This window comes from Ureibacillus thermosphaericus (assembly GCF_002370195.2).
GTDB classification, from domain to species: domain Bacteria; phylum Bacillota; class Bacilli; order Bacillales_A; family Planococcaceae; genus Ureibacillus; species Ureibacillus thermosphaericus.
The window spans coordinates 365,197-378,510 of sequence record NZ_AP018335.1 but is presented as its reverse complement, the minus strand read 5'-3'; the positions used below and the strand labels follow the sequence as shown (position 1 = coordinate 378,510).

General features: G+C 37.2%; 12 protein-coding genes. 6 read left to right on the top strand and 6 right to left on the bottom strand.

The genetic code is table 11. The features are described 5' to 3' along the window. Positions 1-19 precede the first annotated feature (19 nt). The 4 genes from UtA1_RS01790 to UtA1_RS01775 all read left to right on the top strand — a co-directional run bounded on the left by UtA1_RS01790 (position 20) and on the right by UtA1_RS01775 (position 3,818). Positions 20-1,135: an amidohydrolase gene (locus tag UtA1_RS01790; RefSeq protein ID WP_096549862.1), complete on the top strand. Its 1,116-nt coding sequence runs from the start codon at positions 20-22 to the stop codon at positions 1,133-1,135. 26 nt (positions 1,136-1,161) lie between these two features. Then, on the top strand, positions 1,162-2,277 hold the full coding sequence (locus tag UtA1_RS01785; protein ID WP_096549861.1) for a mandelate racemase/muconate lactonizing enzyme family protein: 1,116 nt from the start codon (positions 1,162-1,164) through the stop codon (positions 2,275-2,277). An 11-nt stretch (positions 2,278-2,288) separates the two neighbouring features. After that, positions 2,289-2,996 carry an N-acetyltransferase gene (locus tag UtA1_RS01780; protein ID WP_096549860.1) on the top strand — a complete coding sequence of 236 codons (708 nt, stop codon included), beginning with the start codon at positions 2,289-2,291 and terminating at the stop codon, positions 2,994-2,996. A gap of 81 nt (positions 2,997-3,077) precedes the next feature. Then, positions 3,078-3,818 (top strand): alpha/beta fold hydrolase, encoded by a 741-nt coding sequence (locus UtA1_RS01775; protein WP_172597807.1) that lies wholly within the window; start codon positions 3,078-3,080, stop codon positions 3,816-3,818. 73 nt (positions 3,819-3,891) lie between these two features. Here UtA1_RS01775 and UtA1_RS01770 read toward each other — a convergent pair whose 3' ends face one another. The 3 genes from UtA1_RS01770 to UtA1_RS01760 all read right to left on the bottom strand — a co-directional run bounded on the left by UtA1_RS01770 (position 3,892) and on the right by UtA1_RS01760 (position 6,713). Next, on the bottom strand, positions 3,892-4,761 hold the full coding sequence (locus UtA1_RS01770; RefSeq protein WP_096552358.1) for a YitT family protein: 870 nt from the start codon (positions 4,759-4,761) through the stop codon (positions 3,892-3,894). A gap of 185 nt (positions 4,762-4,946) precedes the next feature. After that, positions 4,947-5,654, bottom strand: a complete 708-nt coding sequence (locus UtA1_RS01765; protein WP_096549858.1) for a Fe-S oxidoreductase — start codon at positions 5,652-5,654, stop codon at positions 4,947-4,949. 90 nt (positions 5,655-5,744) lie between these two features. Next, positions 5,745-6,713 carry a DMT family transporter gene (locus tag UtA1_RS01760; RefSeq protein WP_096549857.1) on the bottom strand — a complete coding sequence of 323 codons (969 nt, stop codon included), beginning with the start codon at positions 6,711-6,713 and terminating at the stop codon, positions 5,745-5,747. 672 nt (positions 6,714-7,385) lie between these two features. Between UtA1_RS01760 and ltrA the strand changes: the two genes are divergently transcribed. Then, entirely contained in the window at positions 7,386-8,642 is a 1,257-nt protein-coding gene (gene ltrA, locus UtA1_RS01755; RefSeq protein WP_096552356.1) for a group II intron reverse transcriptase/maturase, read from the top strand. Positions 8,643-8,699: 57 nt separating this feature from the next. Here the strand turns inward: ltrA and pepT are convergent, their stop codons facing one another. Then, positions 8,700-9,944, bottom strand: a complete 1,245-nt coding sequence (pepT, locus tag UtA1_RS01750) for a peptidase T (RefSeq protein ID WP_096549856.1) — start codon at positions 9,942-9,944, stop codon at positions 8,700-8,702. Positions 9,945-10,106: 162 nt separating this feature from the next. Here pepT and UtA1_RS01745 point away from each other — a divergent pair, with 162 nt between their 5' ends. Beyond that, complete coding sequence (locus UtA1_RS01745; RefSeq protein ID WP_096549855.1) at positions 10,107-11,801, top strand: hypothetical protein; 1,695 nt, start codon at positions 10,107-10,109, stop codon at positions 11,799-11,801. 32 nt (positions 11,802-11,833) lie between these two features. Here UtA1_RS01745 and UtA1_RS01740 read toward each other — a convergent pair whose 3' ends face one another. Further along, positions 11,834-12,286 (bottom strand): hypothetical protein, encoded by a 453-nt coding sequence (locus UtA1_RS01740; RefSeq protein WP_096549854.1) that lies wholly within the window; start codon positions 12,284-12,286, stop codon positions 11,834-11,836. 103 nt (positions 12,287-12,389) lie between these two features. Continuing rightward, positions 12,390-13,124, bottom strand: coding sequence for an oxygen-insensitive NADPH nitroreductase (gene nfsA, locus UtA1_RS01735; protein WP_016837656.1), 735 nt, complete (start codon positions 13,122-13,124; stop codon positions 12,390-12,392). Between the last annotated feature and the right edge of the window lie 190 nt (positions 13,125-13,314).

Below are 13,314 nucleotides of genomic sequence, written 5' to 3'. Positions count from 1 at the left end.
AAAATAGAGGTGCGAAAATATGGGTCAAGTGAAAACATATGAAGAAGTCGTCTTTAGTTGGTTTGAGCTTTTTCATAACTGTCCAGAAGTCAGTTGGAAAGAGTATCAAACTACTAATAAAATCGCATCAATTTTGGATGAATTAAAGGTACCATATAAACGGTTTAACGATATGACTGGACTTGTTGCTGAAATTGGTCAAGGGGATGAAGTAATCGCAGTAAGAGCTGATATTGACGCCCTTTGGCAAGAAGTAGATGGTGTCATGAAAGCCAATCATTCTTGTGGACATGATGCGAATATATCAATGGTATTAGGTGCATTGCTAAGAATTAAAGACCTTCCTTTAAAGAAGCGAGTGCGGTTTATTTTCCAACCAGCTGAAGAAGTAGGCGGTGGAGCGATTGAAATGGTGAAGAGGGGAATAATCGATGATGTATCCTATCTATTTGGTATTCATTTAAGACCTATCGATGAGTTGCCTTTTGGTAAAGTATCTCCTGCGATTCACCATGGTGCCGCACTATTTTTACAAGGTGAGATCAGAGGTGTGGATGCACACGGTGCAAGGCCATATCAAGGGAAAAATGCTATCGATATCATTGTAGCGATTCAACAAATGTTGAAAAATATTTATTTAAACCCTTTTGAAGTGCATAGTGTGAAGTTAACGAAAGTGGTGGCTGATGGTGGAAGCGTTAATATCATTCCAGGGAACGCTACCTTCTCTATCGATATTCGAGCTCAAAAAAATAGAGTGTTAGATGCATTGCAATTACATGTAGAAAACGGACTTCGAAATATTAGCAAAATGTTTGATACAGAAATTGTTTGGGATTGGTATGATAAAACGCCTGGTGCTGAAGTATCCGAAGAAGCGAAGAAAATTGCGGAAAAAGCGATTATGGATACTGTTGGAGAGGGCTTCTTAGCAGAGCCGGTGCACACGCCAGGTAGTGACGATTTTCATTTTTACACCGTGTCGAAACCGGAGTTGAAAGCGACAATGATTGGTATCGGTGCAGATTTACAGCCAGGCCTTCATCATCCGCACATGACTTTCAATAAAGATGCGTTAATTATCGGAGCAAAAGTGTTGGCTAAAACTTTGTTTAATGCAACACAATATAAATAAATGTTGTTAGAAGGAAGTTGACTTTGATGAATATTAAGAGCATAGAAATTTTTGCAGTGGAATTCCCACTGATAAAACCCTTTATTGTTAGTTACGGTACGTATCCAACGATGCCATCGATTATCGTAAAACTTACAACGGATGAGGGATTCGTTGGATGGGGAGAAAGTGTACCGGATGAACACGTAACAGGTGAGACGTTTGAATCCACGTTTCATGTGTTAAAACATTCGTTAGCACCTGCGATGATTAATGAAACGCCTTTTCATTTTGAAAAAATTCATGACAAAATGAATCGCATATTAAAAGGCGCACCGAGTGCAAAGGCGGCAATCGATATTGCATGTTTTGACGTTGTGGGAAGAAAACTTGGAGTACCTATCTATCAACTCATTGGAGGAAGATTTCATAAAAAATTTCCAATTACTCACGTATTAAGCATTGATGAGCCTGATAAAATGGCAGATGAGGCAGAAGAGAAAGTAAAAGAAGGCTATCGATCTTTTAAGATGAAAGTTGGCAGAGATGTAGAAAGTGATGTAGAAAGAATTAAAGCTGTAAGACAACGGGTTGGAGAACAAATTGCCATTCGCATTGATGTAAACCAAGGATGGGTGAATAGCGCAAATACTTTAAAAGCATTGCGATATTTGGAATCCATGGGCATCGATTGGATTGAACAGCCAGTGGTTGCAGATGATATTGAGGCAATGGTTGAAATTAAATCAAAATCCAACATACCTCTTATGATTGATGAAGGCCTTTGCAATGTTCGTGATATGAGGGAAATTATTGCAAAAAAAGCTGCAGATAAAGTGAACATTAAGCTAATGAAATGCGGAGGAATTTATCCTGCGGTGAAACTAGCGACAATGGCGGAAATGGCCGGAATTGAATGTCAAATTGGTTCGATGGTGGAGTCATCCATTGGATCGGCTGCTGGTTTTCATGTAGCCTTTTCGAAAAAAATTATTACGAGTGTGGAATTAACGGGGCCACTTAAATTTAAAACGGATATTGGGGATTTAAAGGAAAGTTATAAAATTCCATTTATTGAGTTGAATGAAAAAGCAGGTTTAGGTGTAAAAATTGATGAAGAGGTTTTATCTCAATTAACAACAGATTCTTGCATTATTGAATAAAGGTGGAAGACATGTCTGAAGTGTTAGAACAAGGTGTTTTAGGGGATATTCCCTATTATGTCAGAAGATTAACGGTAGAGGATTTACAACGGATTTTAGATCTCCAACAAGAAGTTGTTAAAGCACTGCCAAATCAAGAAACGTTAGAGCCTCTTTCTGCGGAGGAATTTTTATTTATTCTAAAGGGCAATGGATTGATGATTGGAATTTTTAATCATGATCGTCTCATTGCTTTTCGTGCGCTCTTAATCCCAATTGTAGATGATCAGAGTCTGGGAAGAGATATTGGATTGACGGATGAAGCAGATTTGAAAAGAATATTATATCAAGAAATTTCAAATGTGCATCCTGATTTCCGTGGATATGGATTACAAAAAAAGATGGCAACGATTATCATGAACCAAATTGATACATCGAAATTCGATTATGTGCTAGCGACAGTCATGCCTTATAATATCCCAAGCATAAAAGATAAATTTCATCAAGGAATGCATATTGCTGCATTGAAGGAAAAGTACGGCCGGAAAATGCGATATATTTTCGTGAAATATTTGCACAAACACTTGCAATTGAGAGATGAATCGGTGTTTATTTCAATGGGAGATATTGAAGGTCAACAGAACCTATTACATAATGGATATGTTGGAGTTGCATACAAAAAACAAGACGATGATTGGTTTATTGAATATAAGAAAGTTTCAAACGAGGGCTTGGAATAGACCAAGCCTTTTTAATTTTCATTCATTTCTAGTATAAGGGTGAAAAGGATATCCAAACTAAGTGAAAAAAGGAAGATGGATATGGAATTTCACGAGTTTGGGAATCTCCGAAACCCGAAGTTGTTATTAATCCACGGAATGGCCGTTACTTGGGAAAGTTTTAATCCACTCATAGATGAATTATCAAAGCATTATTATTTAATTATTCCTTCTCTGGATGGACATAATGGAGATTCGTCATCTCATTTTGAATGTATTGATCAAGAAACAGAACAAATTGAAAATTATATATTAAGTCGATATACGGATTATGTACATGGGGCATACGGTTTTTCGATGGGTGGAACCATTTTATTAAAGTTGTTAGCGAATCAAAAAATACAAATATCAAAAGTAATTTTAGATGCAGCCTACTATCTTCCTTTAGGGATTTATTCGAAAACGGCAGCGATGATTTTATCAAAAATCCTGTTAGACTTACGAAATAATCAATTACATCCTAAAATGCGCTCGTTATTAAGTTATTACGATGTGGATGTTGAAAGCTTAAAGAAGGCTTTATATCCTCAAATTTCTCTCAAAAGTATTGAAAATTGCTTTCTAGAGTTATTCAAATTTTCATTACAACAATCCCTTCGGAACTCAACAGAAATGTATTATTGGTACGGCAGTAATGAAATCATCCCTGAAAAATCCATCAAATACTTAAAACAAGTTGTTCCAAACATAAAAGAAAAGGTTTTGAAGGATTTAGGTCATGGGGAATTTATTACAAAGTATTCAACTGAAGCGGTGAAAGAGATGAGAACAATATATGGGTGAGTATTTGTAAAAAAGAAAAAACAACAAAGTATTGAAACTTGTTGTTTTTTCTTTGGAATCGATTTTTTTGTAATTAATGGATATTTTTTTTCTTGAAATTGCCGCCACGAACTTCTGCAATATCATTGAAAGTAATAAATGCATTTGGGTCTTTCTGTCTGACAATGGTTCTTAATTTACTTTCTTCCATTCGGTTGATGACGCAATAAACAATTTCAACTGGCTCGTTGGCATATCCACCAATCCCATTTAAATAAGTAACGCTACGACCTAATCGATTGATAATCGCTTCTCCGATTTCTCGGGAATTTTTGCTTATAATTGTAACGGACTTCGCATCTTCAAGACCATTTTCGATGATGCTAATAACTTTTGAAGCGATATAATAGGCGATTGCTGAAGAAAGAGCTCCTTCAACGCCAAATACAAAACCGACGAAAATGAAAATAAATACATTGATAACTAAAATGATTTCACCAGTTGAAAAAGGTACTTTTCTACTAATTAATACAGCAAGCATATCCGTACCGTCTAAGGCGCCGCCGTTACGTAATGCTAGACCCATACCAATCCCGAGTAATATACCACCTGAGATTGTGACTAATAAAGAATCCTGATTAATAATAGTTGGGATATGATGCATAATCGAAGTAGCAAATGATAATGTACCGATACCAATAATGGAGTTAATTGCAAAAGTTTTTCCGATTAATTTATAACCTAAGTAAATAAATGGGATGTTTAAAATCGCTAAGAAAAGACCTAACGGAAGTGGGGTAAGCGTAGAGAGAATAATAGATATTCCGGTAATTCCACCATCAGATACGCTGTTTGGAATTAATACGGCTTCAAGACCATAAGCAGCAATAAATGCACCGATAACAATAAAGGCAATACTTACAATTCTATTCAATAAGGTAGGTTCATGACTTTCTTCATGCATATGTATAGGTTCCAATCCTTTCTCCTAAGAGTGCTTTTTAATTTTATCAAAATTTTGAAAGTCTTGCATCTACTAGCTCTAATAAATTTTTGATTAATTGAGAAGAAAATGTTATAAAAAAGAAAAAGATTTCCTATTTACTCTATCAAAGTAACTACCTTTGATAAGCAGGAAATCTCTTAACATTATTTTATTGGACAATAAGTGCAAGCGTTTAATCCAGGAATATCCTTTGTAAAGCAGCAACTTTTTCGCACTGGCGAATTGACGAGTTCCATCGGATTTTTTCCTTTTGTATATTCATAAAACCAAGATTTATTTGAAAAACGTTGCCATACTTTTGTATCCTCAAGTATTTCGATATCTTCAAAAGCTCGGTCTGCCAGCAGAGGATTTTGTAGCAATACATTATAATTCCACAACATATACCCGAAGATGTTCTCCCAAAGAGTAAGAGGAGAGATGGTTGTTGTTTGGCGAAGTTGTACAATAATTTGATGGGCTTGATACAGGATTTTTGAAATGACATATTCCCTTTCATTTTCTTCTACATAGCGGAAGTCTGTAGGAGTAATGTATGTTCCGAGCGTATCCATACCATATTCATGTACATGGAAGTAACGAACATCTTCTAATTTTCCGTCCCAAATTTCATCATAAGCAGTGAGAAAATAAAATTGGGTAGCAACGAATAATCCATAGCGACAGCTGAAATGGGATATAGCTGCAGCCTCTGTACTTGCTTGAGTAATTTCCATCATGAGCTTCAGAAAATCTTTTAGAAAAAATTCTTTATGTATATTTTCCAATGTAAATAAAGGATTTTTCGGCTCTTCTGTAACAATACTATAGGAATTTAGGAAAGTAAGTTGTTCATATGTTAAAACGGGCATCGTATCACCTCTATGTTATTTCACTGTGTTTAACATAACATGTTTTTGCTGATTTTGTTTGGAGATGATATAGAAGGGGAAAGCCAAACGTCATTGGAGAAGTTTGGCTTTTTCTGATAGGTCTGATTTTTTTCCTATAATCGCTGTGTGATAGCTATGAAGTAGCATGCCTACGATAATAACCGCAAGACCGAAAAGTGCAATTGGATCTGGTAGAGGAACTCCAAGTATTATCATTTCTCCGATAATGACAAATACGACTTCCATCGATTGAGTGGCTTCAACTGCAGCAAGTTTTCCTTGATGATTTCGCACACGGTCTGTGGCAATAAAGAACAACGTCGTGGCGATTACACCGGAACTAACAGCGACAATTAAGGATTGTATGACTTGGTTCATGGAAGGGAGCCCCACTGTACAAATCGCAATAACAGCTAAAATAAACCAAGCTGGCAGCGATGCAATGGTCATACCAAGCACACGTTCAAACGTATCGATTCGACTGCCGCATAACTCCATCATTTTTCGATTACCAAGCGGATAACTAAAGGCAGCGATGACTACCGGAATCATTCCAAGCAGTAAGTGATTGAAAGTTACCTCTTTTCCTTGTGGTATTTGAATAAGCATAATACCGACTAGAATAATGCATGAAATGAATAAGGAAGTGAGCGGTATTTTTTGACGTATGATTTTGTTATCTACGACGGTTACAAATAACGGTGCAAGAATTACACCGGCAACAATCGTAAACTGCCACGTTCCCGACACAAGCCAACCAGGTCCATAAGCTGCTGCAAAGGTGAGTGGTGCGTAAAAAAGAACAAAGCCCACGAAACTCCAGAGCAACCATTTTGAAGTATTTTCTCTCATTTCTCTACGTAAATTTTCAAAACCAGTTCGGTAAGAAACAATGGCAATAAGGAAGGGAAGCATAAAGAAAAATCTTAGTGAAGAACTCCACAGCCAACTTCCTCCACTTAACTCCATGGACCGATTTAAAATAAAAGTAACCGCAAAAAATAAGGCTGCAAATATGCCAAGAGTGATTTCTTTCATTTTATTAATACCTACTTTCTTAGAGAAAATATCGAAAAATTCTATACTACAAATATATTAACAGAATATTCAAACATGAAAATAAAAAACTTACGAAGCAAAATGCTTCGTAAGTTTTATTTTGGTGCGCCCGGCATGTACATGAACTATAGGGTGTAAGTCCCGAACCCCGAAGACAGAAGTAGAGGTTAGCCAAGAGCAAGGGTGTCCGTGGTGACGCGGAATCTGAAGGAAGCTGGAGGCAAAACACCGGTCCGAGGAACACGAACCTCATATAAGGCTAGGTATGATTGAGTGAGTTTGCCAAACAAAACAAAGCTCTTTCTGTCGAAGGTCATATCGAGTAAATGAGGCGGATAGATGGTGTGAAAGTGCATGTACTTACCCGGGGAGGTCTGGCGGATAGGTGAAGTACGCTTCATAACCTACTTAGTGATAAGTAGCTGAACCGTCAGAAGTCAGCAGAGGTCATAGTATTAGTTGGTCTAGAACAACTAAGAAGGACCGAACAATTAAGAGAGAATAGCCCTTGGCATTCAGTGAGTCATGATGAACACAGAAAACGTAGTACCTCACTTGAGGAAGGAAGCGGTGAATCCCGTGGGGGACCTCTTGGAGGGTGGAGTGACCACTGGCATAAAGAGAACAGCTATTCACGGAAGGAGAATAACGATGCTTTTGAATCAAATCCTGTCACGGGAGAACATGCTTCAAGCATTAAAACGTGTAGAACAGAATAAAGGAAGCCATGGAGTAGATATGATGCCTGTACAAAACTTACGACAGCACATAGTCGAAAACTGGCTATCTATTAAGGAGGCAATTCTCAAGGGAACTTATGAACCAATGCCAGTCCGCAGAGTCGAAATCCCGAAACCTGACGGCGGTGTTCGTTTACTAGGAATCCCTACCGTAACAGACCGTTTGATTCAACAAGCAATCGCCCAAGTACTTTCAAAAGTGTATGACCCTACATTCTCTGAAAACAGCTACGGATTTCGACCAAACCGAAGTGCTCATGATGCGGTGAGGAAAGCGAAAGAATATATAAGAGATGGACATCGATGGGTCGTAGATATGGACTTGGAGAAATTCTTTGATAAGGTCAACCATGACAGATTAATGGGTACACTCGCGAAGAGAATCCAAGATAAACCATTACTGAAATTGATTCGTAAGTATTTACAATCGGGAGTCATGATTAATGGTGTGGTGTCAAACACATTTGAGGGAACTCCACAAGGAGGACCATTAAGTCCGCTACTATCTAACATTGTACTAGATGAACTAGATAAAGAATTGGAAAGAAGAGGACACAAATTCGTTCGATATGCGGATGACTGTAACATTTACGTGAAAAGTAAACGAGCAGGACTTCGCACAATGGCAAGTATCCAGCGATTTATTGAAGGAAAACTACGACTGAAAGTAAATGAGAAGAAATCAGCGGTCGACCGTCCATGGAAACGTAAGTTTCTAGGATTTAGCTTTACCTATCATAAAGAGCCAAAGGTTCGTATCGCAAAAGAAAGCCTTAAACGAGTGAAGAATAAAGTTCGTGAAATCACATCACGCAAGATGCCCTACCCGATGGAATACCGCATTCAGAAACTGAATCAATATCTAATGGGATGGTGTGGATATTTTGCCTTGGCAGACACCAAATCTATATTCCTTGGATTAGATAAATGGATTCGTAGAAGACTTCGGATGTGTCTATGGAAGAACTGGAAGAAACCGAAAACAAAGATACGCAACCTTATTCAACTTGGCGTACCACAATGGCAAGCGTATGAATGGGGAAATACTCGGAAGAGTTATTGGCGTATTTCAAATAGTCCAATATTACACAGAACCCTTGGTAACTCCTATTGGAGAAACCAAGGGCTGAAAAGTCTTGAAGCTCGTTATGAAAACTTGCGTCAATGATCTTAATTGAACCGCCGTATACGGAACCGTACGTACGGTGGTGTGAGAGGACGGGAGTTAATCGCTCCCTCCTACTCGATTTTCTTCTTCAAAGAGTTTGACGATTTCGATGATGACTTTTGCAGCGAGTTCCATAGTTTCGGCAGATACAAATTCGTATTTACCGTGCATGTATTCTCCGCCAGCAAAAATATTTGGAGTAGGCAGACCCATATAGGACAACTGAGAGCCGTCAGTTCCTCCGCGGATCGGTTCGACGATTGGTTGAATATTTAAATTTTCCATTGCTCGTTTTGCAATGTCTACGATTTCTTTTACAGGCTCGATTTTTTCTTTCATGTTGTAATACTGGTCTTCTAATTCGACAGTGATGGCATTGTCACCGTATTCTTCTTTTATTCGCTGTTCAACCATTCGGAAGTATTCTTTTTTCGCTTCAAATTTGTTGCGGTCGTGGTCGCGAATAATATAAGAAAGAGTTGCTTCCTCAATAGTTCCATTAAAATTCATCAAGTGAATAAATCCTTCATAGCCTTCTGTTTTTTCAGGAACTGCTTCTTGAGGCATGAAATTATGGAATTTTATCGCCATCGTGATAGCATTGACCATTTTTCCTTTTGCAGTACCAGGATGTACGCTGATTCCGCGAGTTGTTACTTTTGCAGCTGCTGCATTAAAGCTTTCGTACTGTAATTCTCCTAGTGGGCCGCCATCCATCGTGTAAGCAAAATCCGCACCGAAAGCTTTGACATCAAATTTATGTGGCCCACGACCAATTTCTTCATCAGGAGTAAAGGCAACTCGAATTTTTCCGTGTTTAATTTCAGGGTGATTTACTAAATATTCCATTGCCGTCATAATCTCTGCTATTCCAGCTTTATCATCTGCTCCGAGTAACGTCGTGCCATCTGTTGTAATCAATGTTTGTCCAACATAATTTTTTAAATTTGGGAATTGGTTAGGGGATAGAGTGCATTCATCGTTTAATTGAATATCTCCGCCGTCATAATTGTCAATTCGTTTCGGTTGGACATTTGTTCCAGAAAAATCTGGTGATGTATCAACATGAGCTAAAAAACCAATAGTTGGTACAGGCTTGTCTGTATTGGATGGTAATGTGGCAAATAAGTAGCCATTCTCGTCCAATGTGATGTCTGTAAGTCCAATTTCGGCTAGTTCATCTTTTAGTACATTTAATAAGTCCCATTGTTTTTTCGTAGAAGGGGTTGTAGAGCTTTCCGGATCAGATTGTGTGTCGATTTTAGCGTATCGAATCAATCGTTCAATAACCTTTTCTTTCATGACGCTGCCTCCTTATTAATACTGCCACTATTGTATCATTTTTCCTTTTTTATGATGAGAAAAATGCTGTGTCAAAAATTACTTGTGTCAAAAATTACTATTGAAATTATTGAAACTATTTATAGCTACCCACCGTAGAATAGAAGAAGGATGGTGAATAGGATGACACAATTACTCATCACGACTCTAATATTTTCTATTATTACAACGATTCTTATCGTTCCAATTACTAGAAGATTGCCGAAAGAAGCTACATTATCATTTAAACAATTCTTGCAATCATTATTATTTGTATTCATCGGTAGTTGGATTATTTATTTTCTATTCGTATATTTGACGAAAATTGATGTGCATTGGACAATTTTCATTTATGCATTACCTGTTATATTGTTAATGGGTATATTGGCATCTGGTGGAGCAGAACGAAATATCAAAGGGATTCTGTTTTTAGCTAGTTTAATTGGATTAATATATATGCTTACAGCACCCATTTTTAATGCGGATGAAAAGTATGAGTCTGCAAAAATGGAGCAAAAAGTCGAAATTGAACCTTTTGATGAAACAAAAACACCTGCCAGCGTACCGCCGCATTTTGCGGAAAATAAAATGAAAAAAGCATTCGGACAGGTGCCTAATACAAGTTACTATGAGCTTGGGAACTTGCAAATTCAAAAAGTAAACGGTGAATTTGTTTATATTGCTCCCGTTGAGTTTTCAGGATTTTTCAAATGGTTAAATGGGGATACAACGCCCGGCTATTTTAAAATGAGTGCAACGGATTCCAATGATAATCCAGTATTTGTTGCGAAAGAAATGGTCTATGTACCGTCTGCCTTTTTCAATAAAAATTTAGAGCGCCATATACGTTTACAATATCCAACACTTATTTTCTACGGTGAGCCTCAGCTTGAGGTGGATGATGATGGTACACCTTATTATATCCGTTCCTATGGTGAATTCATTTCTGCCCGAAATGGATTTGATGTAAAAGGGATCGTCATGGTTGATGCTTATTCAGGAGAGACGAAAAAAATTCCTTTAGAAGAAGTGCCGAAATTTATTGATGGTGCTGTATCGCCTGAAGCAGTGAGCCTTCAAAATAGTTATTTCGGAAAATATGTGCATGGATTTTGGAATAGTCTCTTTGGAAAAAAAGATGTGAAATTGCCTTCTGATGAAGGAACAGAAGCGAATGTGAGTCCAGTCTTTAATCAAGATGGAGAAATGTATTATTTTACTGATTTTACAAGTCCGAAAGAAGGCGTTGATTCGATGCTCGGTTATTCATTGACTCACGCGCGAACAGGTGAAGCGGTGTATTATACAGGGAATTTAGAAGAATCATACATGGATTCTCAAGGGGCATTAGCTATTATAGAGAAGAAGTTTATTGAAAAAGAGTGGCAAGGAGTAATGCCTATTCTTTATAACTTCTACGGTGAAGCAAGTTGGCTTGCTCCTGTGCTTGATTCAAACGGCTTCTTGCAAAATTACTTTATTGTATCTGCAGCGAATCCGGAAATTTCCGTTTATGGATCCACACCAAATGAAGCGCTAAGACAATATAAAACGGCTTTAACAAGAGGAGCAAGTTCGGTGGAAGGATCGAGTAATGCAGAACAAAAAACGATTAAAGGGAATGTCCTTCGCGTCTATAAAGAGCGAGTAGGGGATTACACAATTGTGTCCTTCTTACTGCATAATGGTCAAAACTTTGTTGTCAGTTCTCAAAATGAACCGCTTTCCATTTACTTAAAAGAAGGGGACGAAGTGGTCATTCGGTATTTTGAAACTGGAGAAATGTTTTTACCGGTGAAAGAGTTGAAAATTGAAGGTGTAGTCAATATTGGCCAATAATAAAAATCCCGAGGCATTTGCTTCGGGAAATTTTATTGTTCAAGTTTTTCGTTTTTAGTTGATTTTTTTGAACGCTCCTTTATAAATTTGAGCATTTGTTGTTTTCTTAATTGTATTTGTTCTTCTTTAAATGGGTTCACTGTTGAAAAGAGCTTTCTTTGTTCTTCGAGCTGAAGGCGTTCTGATTTAAAACGATTTTTTGGTTCATGCTCAAAAATGTAGTCTAAATGAAAAAACTGCAGTAGTGCCACTTCTGGATTCTCTAAATTATATACGAATTTGATATTCCAGACGCTTGTGTAGGAAATATATTGATTTACATATTCCGTTGCATAGCGATATTTTTGCTTCTGGATTCTTCGTTCGATATTACGATGAATATTCCCTAAGCATAAGTTAATTTCTGCTAATGTACGATAGTAACTTTTAACATGTTTGAAATGCTGTTGTTCAAGGGATAAAGTGACTTGTTTATCTTGTTTCATGTTCATCTTTCCTTTGTAATTACCTTAATCCTTTATGGAAAGAATTTTTATAACTTATTAATTATACCGTTAAATTGTTTGGATAGCTCTACTATTCAATAGATTATTTCCAAGTAAAACCTTTAGAAGCTAAAAATTCTTTAATATGAGGACGTCGTTGTTCGATTAAGAAATCTGCCATTTGTTTCGTCCAGTTTGCCAATTTTTGATTCGAGCTTCTAGAAGCATAATATTTTTCCATGATTGCATCGTATTCATCTAACAGTTCATCATATTTTTCAACATTATATTCATTTTCGTGTAACACAGCTTCTACTGGTAATCTCGGTTTCGTTTCATTAACTTTCGTTGGTTTACCAATCGTCATCGCAAAGAGAGGGAAGACGTAATCAGGCAAGTTAAATAATTCGCTGATTTCTTTCGGATTGTTTCGTGCTCCTCCGATATAACAAATTCCATAACCTTCTGCTTCTGCGGCGATGACAAAGTTTTGAGCAAAAATTGATACATCGGCCACTCCAACTAATACATTTTCCGCTGTGTCCACAGTGATATCAACACCATGTTTTTTTCCAGCCGCTTCTAAACGTTTAAAATCTACGCAGAATAGAAAAGCGGCGCCTGCTGTTTGAAATTGAAATTCATTGTTTGATAGTTTCGCAAGCTTTTGCTTCTTTTCTTCATCTGTTACCCAAATTACGCTGTAAGCCTGTACAAAATGAGAAGATGCAGCCATTTGAGCAGTTTGAATTAAGTCAATAACCGTCTCTCTTGGAATTTCTTCTCCTGTATATTTACGAACAGAAGTATGGCTGCGTAATAACTCTTTTACACTCATGTTTTACACCCCTTATGTATTCATCAATAATAGCGTGAATTTCATCCTTTAAGGCTATATTAGTACACTTTCTTCTAGATGACAAAAATTTGAATTATAGAAGCCCCAATCGATTTACAGTACGTTGTTGAAAAAGAGTACTAGAAGATAAGCTCATTCATTAAGGTATTCCCAATTTTAAAGAAAAAGC

What these genes read in the sequence shown, in the direction of transcription:
- UtA1_RS01790 (WP_096549862.1), top strand. Translation starts at nt 20, where the DNA reads ATGGGTCAAGTGAAAACATATGAAGAAGTCGTCTTTAGTTGGTTTGAG.
- UtA1_RS01785 (WP_096549861.1), top strand. Translation starts at nt 1,162, where the DNA reads ATGAATATTAAGAGCATAGAAATTTTTGCAGTGGAATTCCCACTGATA.
- UtA1_RS01780 (WP_096549860.1), top strand. Translation starts at nt 2,289, where the DNA reads ATGTCTGAAGTGTTAGAACAAGGTGTTTTAGGGGATATTCCCTATTAT.
- UtA1_RS01775 (WP_172597807.1), top strand. Translation starts at nt 3,078, where the DNA reads ATGGAATTTCACGAGTTTGGGAATCTCCGAAACCCGAAGTTGTTATTA.
- UtA1_RS01770 (WP_096552358.1), bottom strand. Translation starts at nt 4,761, where the DNA reads ATGCATGAAGAAAGTCATGAACCTACCTTATTGAATAGAATTGTAAGT.
- UtA1_RS01765 (WP_096549858.1), bottom strand. Translation starts at nt 5,654, where the DNA reads ATGCCCGTTTTAACATATGAACAACTTACTTTCCTAAATTCCTATAGT.
- UtA1_RS01760 (WP_096549857.1), bottom strand. Translation starts at nt 6,713, where the DNA reads ATGAAAGAAATCACTCTTGGCATATTTGCAGCCTTATTTTTTGCGGTT.
- ltrA (WP_096552356.1), top strand. Translation starts at nt 7,386, where the DNA reads ATGCTTTTGAATCAAATCCTGTCACGGGAGAACATGCTTCAAGCATTA.
- pepT (WP_096549856.1), bottom strand. Translation starts at nt 9,944, where the DNA reads ATGAAAGAAAAGGTTATTGAACGATTGATTCGATACGCTAAAATCGAC.
- UtA1_RS01745 (WP_096549855.1), top strand. Translation starts at nt 10,107, where the DNA reads ATGACACAATTACTCATCACGACTCTAATATTTTCTATTATTACAACG.
- UtA1_RS01740 (WP_096549854.1), bottom strand. Translation starts at nt 12,286, where the DNA reads ATGAAACAAGATAAACAAGTCACTTTATCCCTTGAACAACAGCATTTC.
- nfsA (WP_016837656.1), bottom strand. Translation starts at nt 13,124, where the DNA reads ATGAGTGTAAAAGAGTTATTACGCAGCCATACTTCTGTTCGTAAATAT.